The organism is Serratia liquefaciens ATCC 27592 (genome assembly GCF_000422085.1).
Taxonomy (GTDB): Bacteria; Pseudomonadota; Gammaproteobacteria; order Enterobacterales; family Enterobacteriaceae; genus Serratia; species Serratia liquefaciens.
Genome location: NC_021741.1, coordinates 2,170,997 through 2,189,282 on the forward strand (window position 1 = coordinate 2,170,997; position 18,286 = coordinate 2,189,282).

Here is an 18,286-nt window from a genome sequence, read left to right on the forward strand (position 1 = left end):
AGCATGAGTCAGATTAACGCAGTAATACTCGACTGGGCCGGCACCACGGTAGATTTCGGCTCCTTTGCGCCAACGCAGATTTTTGTTGAAGCCTTTAAGCAGACCTTTGATATCGACATCAGCCTGGCGGAGGCGCGCATTCCGATGGGGTTGGGCAAATGGCAGCACATTGAGGCTTTGGGCAAATTGCCCGAGGTGGATGCACGTTGGCGGCAGCAGTTGGGCCGCTCCATGAGTCATCAGGACATTGACGCGCTGTATCAGGCTTTTATGCCGTTGCAAATCGCCAAGGTGGTCGACTTTGCCGATCCGATTGAGGGTGTGCCACAGGTGATTGCTGCATTGCGTGAGCAGGGCATCAAGATAGGTTCCTGTTCGGGTTATCCGCGGGCGGTGATGGAAGTGCTGGCGCCGGCAGCAGCGCTGCGAGGTTACGCGCCGGATCACTGGGTTGCGACTGACGATTTGGCCGCTGGTGGGCGTCCAGGCCCGTGGATGGCGCTGCAAAACGTGATTACGCTGGGTATCGATTCGGTGGCGCACTGTGTGAAAGTGGATGATGCAGTGCCGGGTATCAGCGAAGGATTGAATGCAGGCATGTGGAGCATCGGGCTGGCGCTGTCGGGTAACGAGTTTGGTGCTACCTGGCAGGAATACCAACAAATGAGTGAGTCGGAAGTTAACAAGCGGCGCGCTTTGGCAACCGATAAACTGTATTCCGCCGGTGCGCACTACGTGATTGATACATTGGCACAACTGCCGGATGTGATTGCTGAAATCAATCAGCGACTGGCGGCGGGCGAACGGCCCTGAGTGGATTGCAGATATAAAAAAACCGGGGCTGCGAACAAGCCCCGGTTTTTTATTGCCGACGAGATTTACTGGTGAGCCAGTTCCACTTCGTCTTCACTGTCCATAATGGACTTGTCTGTTTGCTTCATCAGTTGGCTGGTGATGGTACCTGCCGCCATAGAGCCGTTGACGTTCAGTGCGGTACGGCCCATGTCGATCAGCGGTTCAACGGAGATCAGCAGGGCAACCAGCGTCACTGGCAGACCCATTGCCGGCAGTACGATCAGCGCAGCGAAAGTCGCGCCGCCACCCACGCCGGCTACACCGGCGGAGCTGATGGTGACGATACCGACCAGGGTCGCGATCCACACCGGGTCCAGCGGGTTAATCCCGACAGTTGGGGCCACCATCACCGCCAGCATCGCTGGGTACAAGCCTGCACAACCGTTCTGGCCAATGGTGGCGCCGAACGAGGCCGAGAAGCTGGCAATGGATTCCGGTACGCCCAGACGACGGGTTTGCGCTTCCACGTTCAGCGGAATGCTGGCGGCGCTGGAGCGGCTGGTAAAGGCGAAAGTGATGACCGGCCATACCTTGCGGAAGAACTTCAGCGGATTAACGCCGGTGAAGGCCAGCAGGGCAGCGTGCACCGCAAACATGATCGCCAGACCCAGATATGAAGCCACGACGAAGCTACCCAGTTTGATGATGTCGTGAACGTTAGAGCCTGCAACCACTTTGGTCATCAGCGCCAGAACGCCATACGGAGTCAGTTTCATCACCAGACGCACCAGCTTCATCACCCAGGCCTGCAGGGTGTCGATAGCGACCAGCACGCGCTCACCTTTTGGCTTGTCGTCTTTCAGCAGCTGCAGCGACGCCACACCCAGGAAGGTCGCGAAGATTACCACGCTGATGATTGAGGTAGGGCTGGCACCGGTCAAATCGGCGAACGGGTTTTTAGGAATGAAGGACAGCACCATCTGCGGTACGGTCAGGTCGGCCAGTTTGCCCACATAGTTGCTTTGGATTGCGGACAGACGCGCACTTTCCTGCGCCCCTTGCACCAAGCCTTCAGCGGTCAGACCGAACAGGTTAGTTACCAGCACGCCCACCAGCGCCGAAATCAGCGTGGTGAACAACAGGGTGCCGATAGTCAGGAAGCTGATTTTCCCCAGGGAAGAGGCGTTATGCAGCTTGGCGACCGCGCTCAGAATCGAGGCGAAGACCAGCGGCATGACAATCATTTGCAGCAGTTGCACATAGCCGTTACCGACGATGTTGAACCAGCTGATGGATTCTTTCAGTACCGGATTGTCCGAACCGTACACCAGCTGCAGTGCCAAACCGAACACCACACCCATGACCAGGCCGACCAGTACCTTTTTCGCCAGGCTCCATTGCTTATGGCGGCTTTGCGCCAACAGCAAAAGGAGGGCGACAAAAATCACCACGTTAATAACCAGCGGAAAATTCATCCCCAATGTCTCCAAAATTTTTTCTTATATGAAAATGGCTATGCACCATGGCGTAGCGATACTAAATATCGTAACAGTTTGCTTAACGGCTCACTTATATCCAAATGGAATTTGATATAACTCATTGCGTAAATTTGTTTAATTTATGCACTCTGCGGTTATTAAGTGTCCGTTTTTATGTGATCACAGTCTGATATTTTTTATTTGTTCAAAATAAGACTGCACTGGGATGGTGCATCCGCCCTGCCAATAGATAGCGAAAGCCACCAGGCACAGGCACAGGGCGCGCTCAAGCTGATTGCCTTTCTGAGAATTTAGCAGCGGCAGACGAAAACGCCAGCGGCATGGCCAGAGTAAGGGGACGCCGGCGGGAGTGAGCATATCCGCCAGCAGATGGCTGAAGTAACCGATGATCATGGCATGCAAGACGTCGGCCGGAATCGGCCAACTGCGCGGCACGTCAAGCTGGAACAACGCCATGCCGCCGGCGATCGCCAGCAGGCTATGGGTAAAACCGCGGTGGCCGAAGGCGCGCGATATCGGAATGGCAATCCAGCGCAACCGTTGGCCCAATACCGACTTGGGGTGATCGATATCGGGCAGCAGTGAGGTCAACAGCGCGGCAGGGATGATGTGCCACCAGTCGCCCGTTGCCAGCTCTGGGGTCACCTCGGCCTTCTTGGCGAAAATCGCGCAAGCGACAGAAAAAATAAGATGTCCTTCCGCGGTCATACTGCTGTTCCGGCTGATAAACTGTTAATTTATCCAGTATATGGGAAAATTCCCAGTAGTGGAAGCAGTTACCCTGTAACCAATTGTTTATTTTTCCCGGTTTTACAACGGCTTGTTACTTAAATGGCCAAGTGCTGTACGCTTTTTCTGCGGTAAGGGGATGGGCGTAGGAGAAAGCGCCGGACGAGAGCGTAAGGCTGCGTGGCAGTGACAGCCTGTGCCTAACGTCCGGCGACTTTCTTGAACTGCAGCATAATGAGGCCGCTACAGTAACTCAATAAAAATGAAATAATGTTTTATTTATTTTATGACGTGCAGCCAGATTTTGAACTTAAGCAACGAAAAGGCGGGAGAAGTCAGGTTAGCGGCACCGGCAGTAAGCCGATGCCGTGAAAATCAGGCCAGATGATCGGAGGTCAGTTGCTCAAGGGAATCGAGCTTGTGGTCGGCCAGCGCCCAACGGCCATCATGGCGATACTCGTGCGCAGGGATCACGATAGAACGCATCCTCGCGGCCTTGGTGGCAATCATGCCGTTGAACGAGTCTTCCAGCGTTATACAGCGCAGGGGATCGCTGCCCAGGCGCTCGGCGGCGATCAGGTACACTTCCGGGTGCGGCTTGCTGTAAGGCAAGTATTCGGCGGAGACAAGTTGATCAAAGTAGCCTTCGAGGTCAAACATCTGCAGCACCTGTTGTTGCATGTGCAGCGGTGAGGCGGAGGCCAGGCCAATATTCAGATCCAGGCTGCGGCACAGCTCCAGCGCCTGTTGTACGCCAGGCAGCAGGGGGCGTTTTTCACGCACCAGCTCGATGGCGCGCTCGATAATACGCGCAGAGACTTCTTCTTGCGACACCCCTTGCCACGGCATGGCCTGGTACCACATCTTCACCACCAGATCGATGCGCAGACCCAGGGTATCCGGCAGTTTGTGGCGGTCTGACAAATCCAGCCCCAGTGCGCCAAAGATATCCAGTTCTGCCTGTAGCCACAGCGGTTCTGAATCGATCAATAAACCGTCCATATCAAAAATAGCGGTTTCAATGCGTTGCGAATAGGCCATTATCGGTTAACTCCTGCCGGTGAATGTGCCCGACACTTTATCATCGCCGGCGTTGAGACTAAAATTTTTGCCTGCGTGGCTGAGCTTTGCCGAAACGCAGGATGCGCCACATCTCCTGCACTTTTAGCCACCAGCGCTGATGCTGGCGTTCGGTAACCTGTTGCAGCATGCGGGCATAATCCAGCACCAACCCCGGTGTCCAGGTCATGCTTTCGCCACGGCTGCGCAGCACCGCCAACATCCACAGGTTGGGATCGAGTATCAGCAACAGGAAACGCCGCCACAGATGTTTATCGCCCAGTACACCTTCCAGCGCGCTATCGAGCGCCTGAATAACCGTGGTGGAGCAGTTGCGACGAGTCAGATTGTAAGTGGCATCCTGACGATAACGCTGCCAGAAGGCGCGTAATGCCGTCGAGTTGTAACGGCGAAACTGTATTCTTTTGTCCGGGGGGCACCAGGCTGCCACTTCCTGTTGCAAATCGGGCAGAAAGCGTCCGTCGACGTTGTTTTGTTCGCCGGAGTGCAATAGCCGGCGGAAATCTTGTGCAGACTGGCTGATTTCGTTAAGCGGATAGTGGCTGATATACACGTCCGGTGCCAACGCCAGGGCGGCATGGCCAGTGGATATATTGCCGCTGCCGTCCACCGCCGCGATATAGCGATCGACGATGTAACGCCTGCGGGCATCTTTTGCCGATCCTGTCGGTGTCCAGACATACACCCTGAGCGGATTAGCGTCATTGGTTTGCGGCTGAGTGGCTAACTGCGGGTTCTGATTTAGCGAGAAGCTTTCCAGCCTGCGGGCAATGCGTAGCAGTGCCCAGCCGGAAAGCAGGATCATCACGCCGATACAAAAAGGAACCGTCATCCGATGCGGCACCGGCCAGCCAATAAAAATCATCAGCGAAAGCAAGATTTCGCCGCTGCCCGCCAGCGCGACCGGTTTCCAGCGGCTGTGCTGGATCACCGTAGAAGAAGCAATGCGAACCGCACCGTCAAGCAGTAGCGCACTGCCAAACACCAGCGTGGCGACGATGTTGTCGTCGGCGGGCACGTCCCAAACTAAAAAGGCCAGAAACAAAAAGCCCAATCCCTTCAGCATCACTGGGCGACTGGCGGATGAGCCGATCACAAGTGCGGCGGAAATCGCCACTAATCCCTCCAGCGCCAGCAGTACCGCCAGCGCATCCAACGCCAGCACCGAACGCCCGTCCTGAAGTACATCGAACAGCATCAGCGCGCCTACGGCGATCCACGCCCAGCCGAACAGCATTAGCAGGCGGCGTTGCCCCCGCAGCGCTTGCGCACCCAGCAATAAGATAATCAGCCGAATCATGAAGGCCCCTGTTTAAACGGTTTGATTTAACTATATAACTATTTACCGGCAACGCGCGCTCGCCGTTAAGCTGTTGATTTCGGATAATCCCGGCTACGCTTGTAGCACAGCAGTGCTGAAGAAAACGGTGGGCGAGTTTCAATAACTACAGGTAGACTTAGCCCATTACGGTTACGTCGCTTACAAGGGGAACACATGACGTATCAACAGGCTGGGCGCATTGCCATTTTAAAACGTATTCTTGGCTGGGTGGTTTTCATCCCTGCGTTACTGTCAACGCTGATCTCGCTGCTGATGTTTGTGTATCAACACAGCGAAAAGACCAAAGGCATCAACGCAGTAATGCTGGATTTCGTTCACGTAATGGTAGATATGGTGCGCTTTAACACCCCGTTCCTGAATATCTTCTGGTATAACTCGCCGGTACCGGACGTAGAAAAAAGCCTGTTCAGCGGCGCGAACCTGATGTTTATCATCATTTATATTCTGATTTTTGTCGGGCTGGCGCTGCAGGCCTCTGGCGCACGTATGTCACGTCAGGTGAAGTTTATCCGCGAAGGCCTGGAAGACCAGATGATCCTCGAACAGGCTAAAGGCAGCGAAGGGCATACGCGTGCGCAGTTGGAAGAGCGCATTACGCTGCCGCACCACACCATCTTGCTGCAATACTTCCCGCTGTACATTTTGCCGGTGGTGATTGCGGTGATTGGCTGGTTTGTGATCAAGCTGCTCGGCCAACTGGCCGGGGCGGCCTGATAACGGCTGCTCATTAAAAAGGCGCTGATTTCAGCGCCTTTATTTTATCGGGACTCGGGATGCAGCAACGCTTCCACCGCGCGTTGGGCCCGAACCAGATGCTGCCCGCCGAACAGGTTACTGCGGTTGAGCAGGTAATACAGTTGATAAAGCGGCTGACGTTCGATAAAGCCGCTCTCTAACGGCCAGACGCTCTGGTAGCCGTCGTAAATTTGCGGCGGCAGTTCCGGATACAGCGGCAGCATGGCCAAATCACACTCTCTGTCGCCCCAATAGCAGGCCGGATCGAACAGCAGTGGGCCGTCGGCGGTCATTGCGCAGTTGGCCGGCCACAAATCCCCGTGCAGAAGAGAAGGTTGCGGCTGATGATGCTGCAAACGCAGATACACGATGTCGACAATCTCATCGATATCCCCAAAGGTCATGCCTTTCTCTGCCGCCATCTGCAGTTGCCAGCCAATGCGCTGTTCGGCAAAAAACTCTGACCAGCGGCGCTGCCAGGCGTTAGGCTGCGGGGTGGTGGACAGGTCGTTGTCGAAGTCGAGGCCAAACTGCGGCTGTTCGCTCCACTTGTGTAAATGGGCCAGCTGTTGTCCGAGACAGTGAGCGCCATGGGCGTCTAAAGGTTTCAGGGTTTGGTATTCCAGCAGCAAGAAGCTGTAATCGCGATCGCTGCCTACGCCGTACACCTGCGGAACCCGCACGGTTTTACTGCGCGCCAGCAAGGCCAGCTGGTCGGCTTCGGCGGTGAAGATGGGCAACAGTTCGCGAGCGTCGCATTTGACAAACACCTGATTGTCACCGTAACTCACGCGCCACGCCGGATGGATTTCTCCCCCGGGCAGTTCGGTCCTTTCGCGGATTTCTGCGCTGCCAAGATGTTCACTTAACAGACGGCTAACGGCTTGCCACATGGTACACCCCCTCTGTGTTGCCTGCGAATTCATTAGGTTAGCGTCTTTAGCCCTGTGAAAACACGACCTGGCGCACAGCTGGCACCAACAACCGGCGATTTTATCGCCATCGCATTTGCTCAAAGTATATACGCTATTGATTAATTTAAGTACGACGTCTGTTGCAACTTGGCGGCGTGAGAGCGATGTTTATAAGGTCGTCAGCTATTACGGCAAGGGCAGGATTCAGATAACTATCATTATCAATGAGATGAACAACAATGGAGCAAAACCGGCAGTGGCAGCGAGGGGAATACCGGATCAACTGCGATACAAGTGAATTGAACCTCTCCTTTACTCACGCATTTTTGACCACTTCAAGCTGGGCGAGCGGCATTTCGTTGCCGACGGTGCAGTTGTCTATCGACAATAGCCTGTGTTTTGGCCTGTACCATCAACACCAGCAGATTGGTTTTGCGCGTCTGGTGACGGATTACGTCACTTTTGGCTATCTGTGCGATGTGTTTGTCTCCCCGGACTACCAGGGACAAGGGTTAGCGCGTTGGTTGATGGACTGCACGCTGGAGCACCCGGTGTTGCAGCGGCTGCGACGGATTATGCTGGTGACCGGTACTGCGCCGTGGTTGTATCAAAAGGTGGGTTATGAAGCGGTAAACCGCGAGGATTTTGTCTGGCATATTGTCCGACCGGATATCTATCAGCAGCCGTAATGAGCAGCGGCGGCGCCATTAGGCACCGCCGCCTGTTTCAAGGTTTTGCGTCGAGCATTCCATTTTCGTGACGTTGTAACGGTTTAAATTTACTGTAGAGCAGGGCGAACACAAACAGAATGGCCTGGACTATCACAATGCAGGGGCCGGTGGCACCGTCAATGTGGAAGCTGATCAAGGTGCCGAGTACGCAGGAGAACACAGACACCACCGTGGCGACTATCAGCATGCGGTCGAAGCTGCGGCACAGCATGAAGGCAATGATGCCTGGAGCAATCAACATCGCAATCACCAGAATGACCCCGACGGCCTGCAATGAGGCGACAATCGTCAGCGCCAGCAGGCACAGCAGCCCGTAGTGCAACAGTTTCACCGGCAGGCCAATCACCCTGGCATGGTTGGGATCAAAACAGTAGAGCATCAAATCTTTGCGTTTCAGCAACACCACCAGCAGCGTAATGCCAGCCATCAGCAACGTCTGTTTCAGCTCTGCGTCGGTAATGCCCAGCATATTGCCGAACAGAATGTGGCTGAGGTGCTGATCGGTATCGATACGGGAAAACAGCACCAGGCCAAAGGCAAACATGCCGGAGAAAACGATCCCCATCACCGTGTCCTCTTTCACCCGGCTGTTTTCTTTCAGGTAACCGGTAGCTACCGCACAGAAAATACCGGAGAAGAAGGCACCTATCACCACTGGGATGCCGAGCACGAACGCCACCACGATACCGGGCAGCACCGCATGCGAGATGGCGTCACCCATCAGCGACCAGCCTTTGAGCACCAGATAGCAAGAGAGCACTGCACACACCACGCCGGTCACGATGGCGGCCAGGATTGCCCGCTGCATAAAGGGATAGGCGAAGGGCTCGCTGAGCAGTTGATACAGGGTTTCCATCAGTGGCCTCCGGTCTGTTCACGTGCCACGCGGCGTTTGGACGCCAGTAGCCCATGTTTGGGGGCGAAGAAAAAGGCGGCCAGGAATACCAGCGTTTGCAGAGTCACGATCACCCCGCCGGTAGCCCCGTCGAGGAAGAAGCTGAGGTAAGCGCCCAGGCCGCTGGTCAGTGCGCCAATCACGATGGCGATAATCACCAACCGGCTGAAGCGGTCTGTCAGCAGGTAGGCGGTAGCCCCCGGCGTGATCACCATGGCGATCACCAAAATGGCGCCAACGGTTTGCAATGCCGCTACGGTGCAGGCGCTGAGCAGGGTGAAGAACAGGATCTTTAACCGCAGCGGCGACAGGCCGATAGACACGGCGTGGTTTTCGTCAAAAAACACTGCCAGTAAGTCTTTCCACACCAGACACAAGATCAGTAGAGAAACGCTGATGATAATCTCGACCTGCAATACGTCTTCATCGGCGATACCGAGGATATTGCCGAAGATAATCGACTGGACGTTAACCGACGTCGGGTTTAGCGACACAATCAACAGGCCTACGGCGAAGAAGGTGGAAAAGATAAAGCCGATAATGGCGTCTTCGCGCAGGCGAGTCACGTGGCGCACCAGCGTCATTGCCAGCGCGGCCAGCATGCCGGTGAAGAAGGCTCCGGCGGCGTAGGGCAGGCCTAGCGCATAGGCCCCGGCAACGCCGGGTACCACCGAGTGCGACAGTGCGTCCCCCATCAGCGACCAGCCCTTTAGCATCAGGTAGGCCGAAAGGAACGCGCAGGCGGCGCCGACGATGGCGCTGACCCAAATGGCTTTGACCATGTAGTTGTAACTGAAGGGTTGCAGCAGAAGTTCCAGCATCAGGGTTGTTTCTCCTTCGGCTGGCTTTGCGCCGGCGGATCGCTCTTGGTATGGCCGTAGAACACCGCTGGCCGCTCGTCATCGGTCAATACCGTGACCGTGCGTGGATCGTTGTCGTCGTGCAGATCCGGGCCTGACAGATTGATATGGCGCAGTACGCCGCCAAACGCCTGTTCCAGGTTGCTTTGGGTAAAGGTGGTTTCTGTTGGGCCGGCAGCCAGCACCGTGCGGTTAATCAGGATCACCCGATCGCAAAATTCCGGCACGCTCCCCAAGTTATGGGTTGAAACCAGGATCAGGTGGCCTTCATCACGCAGTGCGCGCAGCAGATCGATAATGGCGTTCTCGGTTTTGACGTCGACCCCGGTGAAAGGCTCGTCCAGCAGCAGAACGCTACCTTGTTGCGCCAGCGCCCGCGCCAGAAAGACGCGTTTTTTCTGCCCGCCGGAAAGCTCGCCGATCTGGCGGGTGCGTAACTCACTCAGCCCAACGCGCTCCAGCGCCTTGTCCACTCGCAGCCGGTCCTCTTTTGAAGGAATACGCAGGAAGTTCATCTTGCCGTAACGGCCCATCATGACGACATCTTCCACCAGCACTGGGAAATTCCAGTCAACGTCCTCGGTTTGCGGCACGTAAGCAATAACGTTTTTCTTCAATGCCTGCGCGACTGGCTGCTCGTTGAGCTGTACGCGGCCCGTGGTGGGCCGCACCAGGCCCATAATGCTTTTGAACAAGGTCGATTTACCGCTGCCGTTGACGCCAACCAGCGCGCAGATGGCACCGCCGCTCAGGGTAAAGCTGGCGTTGTGGATCGCGGTATGGCCGTTGTTGTAGGTCACGGTAACGTCGTCCACGCTCAACTCAGGGCGGACAAAAACCTCACTTGTCATTGATCAAATCCTTTGGCAATGGTTTGTACGGTGACGTTGAGCAGGTCGATATAGGTCGGTACCGGGCCATCCTGGGTGGACAGAGAGTCGACATAGAGCACGCCGCCGTATTTTGCGCCGGTTTCTTTCGCGACCTGCTTGGCCGGTTTGTCTGAAATAGTGCTTTCGCTGAACACCACCGGGATGTGGTTGGCACGCACGGCGTCAATCACCCGGCGAACCTGCTGCGGTGAACCTTGTTCATCGGCGTTGATCGGCCACAGATAAACTTCTTTCAACTGATAGTCTTTGGCCAGATAGCTGAAGGCGCCCTCGCTGGTCACCAGCCAACGCTGGGCTTCCGGAATGCGAGACAGGCGTTCGCGCAGCGGGGCATCCAGCGCGGCAATTTTGGCAGCGTAGGTTTTAGCATTGCGATTGTAAGTTTCTGCATTGGCCGGGTCGTACTGCACCAGCGCTTTGCGGATATTTTCGATGTACACCTGCGCATTGCTGGCAGACATCCAGGCATGTGGATTCGGGTTGCCGTTATAAGGCCCTTCGCGGATCGGCAGCGGGGTGATGCCCTCGGTGACCACGGCCGCAGGCACCTGTTTAATGTTCTCGAAGAAGCGTTGGAACCAGCGTTCCAGATTCATGCCGTTCCACAGGATCAGGTCGGCGTGCTGCGCTTTGACGATGTCGCGTGGTGTAGGCTGGTAATCATGGATCTCTGCACCCGGTTTGGTGATCGACTCCACTACGGCGGCGTCACCGGCTACGTTCTGGGCAATGTCCTGAATAATGGTGAAAGTGGTCACCACGCGCAGCTTCTTTTCCGCCAACGCGGCATGGCTGGCAAGGCTGGCGGTCAACAACAGACACAGCAGGGTGAAAGGGCGGAAGTAGGCCCTGTTCTTAACGAGGGATAGGCGGGGAAAAGCGCGTTGTTTCAAAAACATGGTGACATCTCCTGGCTCAAATGAAAATGATTATCAATATCAATTAGAGCAAAGTCAAGCGTCACCTGCAGGCAAACTGCCGGTTATTTCCACAGCGAAGCGAAATAATACCCAGCAGTGAGTTATAGCATTTTATGTATCAGTATGTAACCGCTTTACGTAGTCCTCATAGGTGACGATGTCGACCTCCGGCGCCTTGCCCAAGGCCACCTGACCAAGCTTCTGGGCCAATTGCCGTACATCCTCTTGATCCAGTGGGGTTATTAACGCAAAACTGTTGCTGCCCAGCTCGTGCGGAACGCCATTTTCGTCGGCCACTGACGTGACAAATCCCTGCAGGGTTAATTGTCCTGTCAGCTTGGCTAAATCAGCTAATCCTTCTTCCTGATAGCGAAAAGTGACCACAAAACACGTCGTTGCAGATTGACTCATAAATCACCTCTTGGTATACGAGTAGCTTGAGAATAGACCAAAAAACCGTACAGGCGTCCTTACAAGTTGTATATGCTACGCAACTCATTGAAAGGAGTGAGGGATTCTGTGAAAACAAAAATAGGTTGCCTGACGGCAATTTTGCTTTTGTCGGGGTGCGCCAAAGACCCGCAAACAGCAACTAATAATTCAGGCAGTGGCACATCGCGTGGTGGTTGGCTAAAAACCCCCCCGCAGGCACCGGTTAACCGCACGGGGACACCGATAGCCTATAACGATTACATTCGTCAGGCAGCCAGCAGCTATGGCGTTGACGAAACGCTGATTAAAGCGATTATTCAGGTGGAGTCCGGGTTTAACCCGAACGCAGTCAGCACCTCGAACGCAGTGGGATTAATGCAGCTGAAGCCTTCAACCGCCGGGCGTGATGCCTATCGTTTAAAAGGAAGAAGCGGGCAACCAAGCTCGCGTGAGTTGAAGGATCCGGCGGTCAATATTGATCTGGGAACGGCCTATATCAATATTCTTCAAAGCCAGCAGCTAGCCGGGATCAACAACCCACAGACGTTGCGTTACGCCACCATCGTTTCCTACGTGAATGGGGCGGGCGCTATGCTTCGCACTTTCTCATCGGACAAGCGTGTGGCGGTGAACCGCATCAACCAAATGAGCCCGGATGAGTTTTATCAACACATCCAGAAAAAGCATCCTGCCCCGCAGGCGCCACGCTATCTCTGGAAAGTGACCACCGCCTACCAGGCGATGTCACCCTAGCCAAGATTTTTTCGTAAAACCGGCCGCGTCAGCAGCCGGTTTTTTATTGGCTAGCGCTAAATTCGCGACATATCTCTCATTTTTCGTTATTTCCCATCCTGTTACCTAAAAAACCGCACGAATCGTTAACTTTACATTACCCATCAAATCTTTACGTTTATTCAATAAGTTACCGGTAACATTTTGGCTTTTGTTCACATTTTGGTCTTCAATAAATATACAAATAAGTAACAATTTGTGTTTAAAACCCGCATCGACCGCAAGGTTGAGGTTAAATAGTTGTGATTATCTTTGGATGGAATGTGATATGTCGGACGATAAAACTAACAATTCACGGCGCGATTTCCTGTTGAAATCGATGACTTTAATTCCCGCAGCAGTGATTGGCGGCAGTGGCGTGAGTGCGCTGACAGCTCCAATCCCGGCGGTTGCGGCAACAGACACCTCAAAACAGCCAGATTACCAACCGACTTTCTTTACGCCGGAAGAGTGGGCCTTCGTTAAAGCCGCTGCGGCGCGACTGATCCCGGCGGATGAACGCGGCCCCGGTGCGCTGGAGGCCGGCGTGCCGGAGTTTATCGATCGTCAAATGAATACCCCGTACGCCACCGGTTCTATTTGGTACATGCAGGGACCGTTTAACCCGGATGCACCGAAAGAAATGGGTTATCAACTGCCATTGGTGCCAAAACAGATCTATAACCTTGGCATCGCAGATGCTGATGCCTACTGCAAGAAAACCGCCGGTAAACCCTTTGCTGAACTTGACGCTGCACAGCAGGATGCGCTGTTGCAGAAGTTTGAGTCCGGAGAGGCGGAATTCTCGCAGTTGCCGGCAAAATTGTTCTTCTCCTACCTGTTGCAAAACACCCGCGAAGGTTTCTTCAGCGACCCGATCCATGGCGGCAATAAAGACATGGTTGGCTGGAAGCTGATTAATTTTCCGGGCGCGCGCGCCGACTTTATGGACTGGGTTGAGCGAGGGGAACGTTATCCCTTACCTCCGGTCTCGATTCGTGGGGAGAGGGGGTAACAATGGCAACGGTAATGAAAAAAGTAGACGCGGTGATCGTCGGTTTCGGTTGGGTGGGCGCGATTATGGCCAAAGAGCTGACCGAAGCGGGCCTGAACGTGGTGGCGCTGGAGCGTGGCCCGATGCGCGATACCTATCCGGACGGTTCCTATCCGCAGGTGATCGACGAACTGACCTATAACATCCGCCGCAAGCTGTTCCAGGATCTGTCGAAAAGCACCGTGACCATTCGTCACAATACCAGCCAGACTGCGGTGCCTTACCGCCAGTTGGCGGCGTTCCTGCCGGGTACCGGCGTGGGCGGCGCGGGCCTGCACTGGTCCGGCGTCCATTTCCGGGTCGATCCTATTGAATTGCGTATGCGCAGCCATTACGAAGAGCGCTACGGCAAGAGCTTTATCCCGAAAGACATGACCATCCAGGATTTCGGCGTGAGCTACGCCGAGCTGGAGCCATTCTTCGACAAGGCCGAAAAAGTATTCGGTACTTCCGGTACCGCCTGGACCATCAAAGGCCAGAAAGTGGGTCAAAAGGGCGGCAACCCGTTCGCGGGTGACCGTTCGGACGACTTCCCGCTGCCGGCGCAGAAAAATACCTTCTCTGCCCAGCTGTTCGAGAAGGCAGCGCTGGAAGTAGGTTATCACCCGTATAACCTGCCTTCCGCCAACACCTCCGATTCCTATACCAACCCGTACGGTGCGCAGATGGGGCCGTGCAACTTCTGCGGTTTCTGCAGCGGTTATGCCTGCTACATGTATTCCAAGGCTTCGCCGAACGTCAACATTCTGCCGGCGCTGCGCATGGAAAAACGCTTTGAGCTGCGCACCAACGCTAACGTGTTGAAAGTGAATCTGACCGCTGATAAATCCCGTGCGACCGGGGTGAATTACATTGACGCGCAGGGTCGTGAAGTCGAGCAGCCGGCGGAGTTGGTGATCCTGGGGGCATTCCAGTTCCACAACGTGCACCTGATGCTGCTGTCCGGCATCGGTAAACCTTACGATCCGGTGACCGGCGAGGGTGTGGTAGGGCGTAACTTCGCCTATCAGAACATGACCACCATCAAGGCGTTCTTCGACAAGGACGTATACACCAACCCGTTCATCGGGGCCGGCGGTAACGGTGTCGGCGTTGACGACTTCAACGCCGATAACTTTGATCATGCCAAAGAAGGCTTCGTCGGCGGTTCGCCGTTCTGGGTCAACCAGGCGGGGACCAAGCCTATTTCCGGCTTGCCAACGCCGCCAGGAACGCCAGCCTGGGGTAGCAAGTGGAAAGCGGCAGTGGCCGATGCTTATACCCACCATGTATCGATGGATGCGCACGGTGCGCATCAGTCGTACCGCAGCAACTATCTGGACCTCGATCCCAACTACAAGAACGTCTTCGGCCAGCCCTTGCTGCGCATGACGTTCGACTGGCAGGAAAATGACGTCAAGATGTCGCAGTTCATGTACGACAAAATGGCACCTATCGCCAAGGCCATGAACCCTAAACTGATCGCCGGCAGCCCGAAAAACGCCAATAGCCACTTTGATACCACCAGCTACCAGACCACCCATATGAACGGCGGGGCGGTGATGGGGGAAGATCCGAAAACCAGCGCGGTGAACCGCTATCTGCAAAGCTGGGACGTGCATAACGTATTCTCGATCGGCGCGTCGGCCTTCCCTCAGGGGCTGGGTTACAACCCGACCGGCACCGTGGCCGCGTTGGCTTACTGGTCTGCCCGTGCCATTCGCGAGCAGTATCTGAAAAACCCAGGCCCTTTGGTGCAGGCATAAGGACGGCGACTGATGAAAGCATTTGTTCCCGCACTGGTTCTCAGTGCACTGAGTTTTTCCGTATGGGCGCAGGACGCCACGGTCAGCAGCGAGCTGATCAAACGCGGCGAGTATTTGGCGCGCGCCGGTGACTGCGTGGCCTGCCACACCAACGGCAAAAGCGGTAAAGAGTTTGCAGGCGGTCTGGCGATGGAAACGCCGATCGGCACCATCTACTCCACCAATATTTCGCCGGACAAGAAAACCGGTATCGGTGATTACAGCTTCGAAGACTTCGACAATGCGGTACGCAAAGGCGTCGCCAAAAACGGCAGCACCCTGTACCCGGCGATGCCGTATCCGTCGTTTGCCCTGGTGAAAGAGGATGACATGCGCGCCATGTACGCCTATTTCATGCACGGTGTGCAACCGGTGGAGCAGGCCAACAAGGATTCCGACATCCCTTGGCCACTGTCGATGCGTTGGCCGTTGAGCATCTGGCGCGGCATGTTTGCGCCTTCGCCTGCCGACTTTGTGGCTGACAGCAAGGCGGATCCGGTGATTGAACGCGGTCGCTATCTGGTGGAAGGGCTGGGTCACTGTGGCGCCTGCCATACGCCACGTAGCCTTACCATGCAGGAAAAAGCGCTGAGCAATAACGACGGCGATACCTATCTGTCCGGCAGCAATGCGCCGATCGACGGTTGGGTGGCTTCCAGCCTGCGCGGTGACAACAAGGATGGGTTGGGGACCTGGAGCGAAGCCGAACTGACGGAGTTCCTGAAAACCGGACGCAACGACAAATCTATCGTGTTTGGTGGCATGAGCGACGTGGTGGAGCACAGCCTGCAGTATCTCAGCGATGAGGATCTGACGGCGATCTCGCGCTATCTGAAAACGCTGCCGCCGAAAGACGGCAAGCAGCAGGCGGCACCGGTCGAAGACAGCGTCGCCAAGGATCTGTGGCGTGGTAACGACAGCAAGCCCGGAGCGGCGCTGTACGTCGATAACTGCGCGGCCTGCCACCGCACCGATGGCGTCGGCTATAAACGCGCCTTCCCGGCGCTGAAGGGCAATCCGGTGGTACAGACCGAAGACGCGACTTCGCTGATTCATATCGTGCTGACAGGTAACACCACGCCGGCGGTGAAAGGGGCGGTTTCCAACATCACCATGCCGCCGTTCGGCTGGCGTCTGAACGACCAGCAGGTAGCGGATGTGGTCAACTTCATCCGTTCAAGCTGGGGCAACAGCGCCAAGCAAATCGACGCCTCAGACGTGGCCAGCGTGCGTAAAGACCGCTCGATGATCCGCGATGAGAAGGAGATGGGCAGCGCCGCCGTGCCGGAACATCCGGACGCCAACAAGTAAATCTGAAAGGGCCTCGTTCGAGGCCCTTTTCTTTTGGCCGGGCGTGCTGATTTTGGCAGCATTTTCTGCTCGTAAATCACTCTGTCAGCCGATAAAACATAGACCCGAGCCGCATTTTTCATTATCCTTTGCCGTCCTTTTAGCAGGAATAAGAGTGAAATACTGCGTTAATCCACTGATTAATATTAAAAATTCGCGGAGAAGGATATCCCGTTGAGCGCAATCGTTGTCGCTGAAGAGTAAGGTAAGCTTTCTTATGAGTACTATTTCTCCCGATTCAGGCACGCTGGCAACCGCCCAGGCTGCCAAATGGAATAAAACCGATACCGTGTGGATGTTTGGGCTCTATGCCACCGCTGTCGGCGCAGGAACCCTGTTCCTGCCGATCAATGCAGGTCTGAATGGCCCGCTGGTCCTGTTGTTGATGGCGTTGTTCGCTTTCCCGCTGACTTATTTACCGCACCGCGCATTGAGCCGCTTTGTGCTGTCCGGCTCCAGCCGTGACGGCAATATCCATGATGTGGTGGTGGAGCACTTTGGCGTGCTGGCCGGCAAAATCATCATGGTGCTGTACCTGATGGCGTTCTTCCCGATCGTGCTGGTGTACAGCATCTCGATCACCAATGCGCTTGACAGCTTCCTGATCCATCAGTTTCACCTGGCGCCGCTACCGCGTGTCTGGCTGAGCCTGGCGGTGGTGGTGGTTCTGAACCTGGTGTTGCTGCGCGGCAAAGACGCTATCGTTTCGGCGATGGGCATGTTGGTGTTCCCGCTGCTGGTGTTTTTGATGGGTATCTCGCTGTATCTGGTACCCACCTGGCAAACGGCAAACTTTGTCAGCGGCCTGGCCAACACCCAGTTCAGCAGCCCGGACCTGTGGCATTCACTGTGGCTGGCGGTGCCGGTGATGGTGTTTTCTTTCAGCCATGCGCCGATTATTTCGTCCTTCGCCTCCACGCAAAAGAGCCTGTACGGTGAGAAGGCCGAACGCCGCTGCGCGCGTATCATGCGCTACAGTTATGTGCTGATCTGCGTCACCGTCTTGTTCTTTGTCTTTAGCTGCGTACTGAGCCTGTCACATGAGGATATGCAGCAGGCGAAAGATCAAAACATCACCGTGCTGACCACGCTGGCGAACAAATTCTCCAACCCGCTGATCGCCTACCTTGGCCCAATGATGGCGATGCTGGCGATGGCCAAGTCTTATCTCGGCACTTCCCTGGGCGTAACCGAAGGGGCAACCAGCCTGATCGACGGCCTGACGCGAGCGGTTGGCAAACCCTTGAGCTCGCGTATTACGCACCGGATTTCTGCGATATCGCTGTTCCTGCTGACCTGGGCGGCGACGGTGTGGAACCCAAGTGCGCTGCACATTATCGAAACCATCAGCGGTCCGCTGATTGCAGCGATCCTGTTTATTCTGCCGATGTACGCTGTGCGTGCAGTGCCCGCGATGCGCCGCTATCGTGCGCTGAGTAACGTCTTTGTCCTGGTGATGGGCCTGATAGCGCTGTCGGCGCTGATTTACGGCCTGATTTGAC

General features: G+C 55.4%; 18 protein-coding genes. 8 read left to right on the plus strand and 10 right to left on the minus strand.

Annotated features, from left to right (window positions below; genetic code table 11):
• Nucleotides 1–3 precede the first annotated feature (3 nt).
• Nucleotides 4–813, plus strand: coding sequence for a phosphonoacetaldehyde hydrolase (gene phnX / locus M495_RS10155; protein WP_020826558.1), 810 nt, complete (start codon nt 4–6; stop codon nt 811–813).
• A gap of 65 nt (nt 814–878) precedes the next feature.
• On the opposite strand, the gene M495_RS10160 is transcribed toward phnX, so the two are convergent.
• The 4 genes from M495_RS10160 to M495_RS10175 all read right to left on the minus strand — a co-directional run bounded on the left by M495_RS10160 (nt 879) and on the right by M495_RS10175 (nt 5,403).
• Nucleotides 879–2,270, minus strand: a complete 1,392-nt coding sequence (locus M495_RS10160; protein WP_020826559.1) for an L-cystine transporter — start codon at nt 2,268–2,270, stop codon at nt 879–881.
• Nucleotides 2,271–2,453: 183 nt separating this feature from the next.
• On the minus strand, nt 2,454–3,002 hold the full coding sequence (locus tag M495_RS10165) for a metal-dependent hydrolase (RefSeq protein ID WP_020826560.1): 549 nt from the start codon (nt 3,000–3,002) through the stop codon (nt 2,454–2,456).
• A gap of 396 nt (nt 3,003–3,398) precedes the next feature.
• Nucleotides 3,399–4,064 carry a hexitol phosphatase HxpB gene (gene hxpB, locus M495_RS10170; protein ID WP_020826561.1) on the minus strand — a complete coding sequence of 222 codons (666 nt, stop codon included), beginning with the start codon at nt 4,062–4,064 and terminating at the stop codon, nt 3,399–3,401.
• Nucleotides 4,065–4,122: 58 nt separating this feature from the next.
• Nucleotides 4,123–5,403 (minus strand): HdeD family acid-resistance protein, encoded by a 1,281-nt coding sequence (locus M495_RS10175; protein WP_020826562.1) that lies wholly within the window; start codon nt 5,401–5,403, stop codon nt 4,123–4,125.
• 195 nt (nt 5,404–5,598) lie between these two features.
• On the opposite strand from M495_RS10175, the gene M495_RS10180 reads away from it, so the two are divergent.
• Nucleotides 5,599–6,159, plus strand: a complete 561-nt coding sequence (locus M495_RS10180) for a YniB family protein (protein WP_020826563.1) — start codon at nt 5,599–5,601, stop codon at nt 6,157–6,159.
• Between the two features lie 44 nt (nt 6,160–6,203).
• On the opposite strand, the gene M495_RS10185 is transcribed toward M495_RS10180, so the two are convergent.
• Entirely contained in the window at nt 6,204–7,073 is an 870-nt protein-coding gene (locus M495_RS10185) for a fructosamine kinase family protein (protein ID WP_020826564.1), read from the minus strand.
• A gap of 260 nt (nt 7,074–7,333) precedes the next feature.
• Between M495_RS10185 and M495_RS10190 the strand changes: the two genes are divergently transcribed.
• The gene (locus tag M495_RS10190; RefSeq protein WP_020826565.1) at nt 7,334–7,783 is read left to right on the plus strand and encodes a GNAT family N-acetyltransferase; all 450 of its coding nucleotides are present in this window, start codon (nt 7,334–7,336) and stop codon (nt 7,781–7,783) included.
• Nucleotides 7,784–7,820: 37 nt separating this feature from the next.
• Here M495_RS10190 and M495_RS10195 read toward each other — a convergent pair whose 3' ends face one another.
• From M495_RS10195 to ghoS, 5 genes are all read right to left on the minus strand, one after another.
• A complete protein-coding gene (locus tag M495_RS10195; RefSeq protein ID WP_020826566.1) occupies nt 7,821–8,681 on the minus strand; it encodes a metal ABC transporter permease in 861 nt (286 codons plus the stop codon).
• Nucleotides 8,681–9,541, minus strand: coding sequence for an iron/manganese ABC transporter permease subunit YfeC (gene yfeC / locus M495_RS10200; protein ID WP_020826567.1), 861 nt, complete (start codon nt 9,539–9,541; stop codon nt 8,681–8,683). Before yfeC ends, M495_RS10195 begins: the two co-directional genes overlap by 1 nt.
• A complete protein-coding gene (locus tag M495_RS10205) occupies nt 9,541–10,431 on the minus strand; it encodes a manganese/iron ABC transporter ATP-binding protein (protein WP_020826568.1) in 891 nt (296 codons plus the stop codon). The genes yfeC and M495_RS10205 overlap by 1 nt, the downstream gene beginning before the upstream one ends.
• Nucleotides 10,428–11,372 (minus strand): metal ABC transporter substrate-binding protein, encoded by a 945-nt coding sequence (locus M495_RS10210; RefSeq protein WP_020826569.1) that lies wholly within the window; start codon nt 11,370–11,372, stop codon nt 10,428–10,430. The genes M495_RS10205 and M495_RS10210 overlap by 4 nt, the downstream gene beginning before the upstream one ends.
• Before the next feature lie 132 nt (nt 11,373–11,504).
• The gene (ghoS, locus tag M495_RS10215; protein WP_020826570.1) at nt 11,505–11,804 is read right to left on the minus strand and encodes a type V toxin-antitoxin system endoribonuclease antitoxin GhoS; all 300 of its coding nucleotides are present in this window, start codon (nt 11,802–11,804) and stop codon (nt 11,505–11,507) included.
• 108 nt (nt 11,805–11,912) lie between these two features.
• Here ghoS and M495_RS10220 point away from each other — a divergent pair, with 108 nt between their 5' ends.
• From M495_RS10220 to M495_RS10240, 5 genes are all read left to right on the plus strand, one after another.
• On the plus strand, nt 11,913–12,578 hold the full coding sequence (locus M495_RS10220; RefSeq protein ID WP_020826571.1) for a transglycosylase SLT domain-containing protein: 666 nt from the start codon (nt 11,913–11,915) through the stop codon (nt 12,576–12,578).
• Between the two features lie 307 nt (nt 12,579–12,885).
• Nucleotides 12,886–13,611, plus strand: a complete 726-nt coding sequence (locus tag M495_RS10225) for a gluconate 2-dehydrogenase subunit 3 family protein (RefSeq protein WP_020826572.1) — start codon at nt 12,886–12,888, stop codon at nt 13,609–13,611.
• A 2-nt stretch (nt 13,612–13,613) separates the two neighbouring features.
• A complete protein-coding gene (locus M495_RS10230) occupies nt 13,614–15,395 on the plus strand; it encodes a GMC family oxidoreductase (RefSeq protein WP_041414502.1) in 1,782 nt (593 codons plus the stop codon).
• A 12-nt stretch (nt 15,396–15,407) separates the two neighbouring features.
• Nucleotides 15,408–16,745 (plus strand): cytochrome c, encoded by a 1,338-nt coding sequence (locus tag M495_RS10235; RefSeq protein WP_020826574.1) that lies wholly within the window; start codon nt 15,408–15,410, stop codon nt 16,743–16,745.
• A gap of 256 nt (nt 16,746–17,001) precedes the next feature.
• Nucleotides 17,002–18,285, plus strand: coding sequence for an SLC5/6 family protein (locus tag M495_RS10240; protein WP_020826575.1), 1,284 nt, complete (start codon nt 17,002–17,004; stop codon nt 18,283–18,285).
• Nucleotide 18,286: the final 1 nt, after the last annotated feature.

What these genes read in the sequence shown, in the direction of transcription:
- phnX (WP_020826558.1), top strand. Translation starts at nt 4, where the DNA reads ATGAGTCAGATTAACGCAGTAATACTCGACTGGGCCGGCACCACGGTA.
- M495_RS10160 (WP_020826559.1), bottom strand. Translation starts at nt 2,270, where the DNA reads ATGAATTTTCCGCTGGTTATTAACGTGGTGATTTTTGTCGCCCTCCTT.
- M495_RS10165 (WP_020826560.1), bottom strand. Translation starts at nt 3,002, where the DNA reads ATGACCGCGGAAGGACATCTTATTTTTTCTGTCGCTTGCGCGATTTTC.
- hxpB (WP_020826561.1), bottom strand. Translation starts at nt 4,064, where the DNA reads ATGGCCTATTCGCAACGCATTGAAACCGCTATTTTTGATATGGACGGT.
- M495_RS10175 (WP_020826562.1), bottom strand. Translation starts at nt 5,403, where the DNA reads ATGATTCGGCTGATTATCTTATTGCTGGGTGCGCAAGCGCTGCGGGGG.
- M495_RS10180 (WP_020826563.1), top strand. Translation starts at nt 5,599, where the DNA reads ATGACGTATCAACAGGCTGGGCGCATTGCCATTTTAAAACGTATTCTT.
- M495_RS10185 (WP_020826564.1), bottom strand. Translation starts at nt 7,073, where the DNA reads ATGTGGCAAGCCGTTAGCCGTCTGTTAAGTGAACATCTTGGCAGCGCA.
- M495_RS10190 (WP_020826565.1), top strand. Translation starts at nt 7,334, where the DNA reads ATGGAGCAAAACCGGCAGTGGCAGCGAGGGGAATACCGGATCAACTGC.
- M495_RS10195 (WP_020826566.1), bottom strand. Translation starts at nt 8,681, where the DNA reads ATGGAAACCCTGTATCAACTGCTCAGCGAGCCCTTCGCCTATCCCTTT.
- yfeC (WP_020826567.1), bottom strand. Translation starts at nt 9,541, where the DNA reads ATGCTGGAACTTCTGCTGCAACCCTTCAGTTACAACTACATGGTCAAA.
- M495_RS10205 (WP_020826568.1), bottom strand. Translation starts at nt 10,431, where the DNA reads ATGACAAGTGAGGTTTTTGTCCGCCCTGAGTTGAGCGTGGACGACGTT.
- M495_RS10210 (WP_020826569.1), bottom strand. Translation starts at nt 11,372, where the DNA reads ATGTTTTTGAAACAACGCGCTTTTCCCCGCCTATCCCTCGTTAAGAAC.
- ghoS (WP_020826570.1), bottom strand. Translation starts at nt 11,804, where the DNA reads ATGAGTCAATCTGCAACGACGTGTTTTGTGGTCACTTTTCGCTATCAG.
- M495_RS10225 (WP_020826572.1), top strand. Translation starts at nt 12,886, where the DNA reads ATGTCGGACGATAAAACTAACAATTCACGGCGCGATTTCCTGTTGAAA.
- M495_RS10230 (WP_041414502.1), top strand. Translation starts at nt 13,614, where the DNA reads ATGGCAACGGTAATGAAAAAAGTAGACGCGGTGATCGTCGGTTTCGGT.
- M495_RS10235 (WP_020826574.1), top strand. Translation starts at nt 15,408, where the DNA reads ATGAAAGCATTTGTTCCCGCACTGGTTCTCAGTGCACTGAGTTTTTCC.
- M495_RS10240 (WP_020826575.1), top strand. Translation starts at nt 17,002, where the DNA reads ATGAGTACTATTTCTCCCGATTCAGGCACGCTGGCAACCGCCCAGGCT.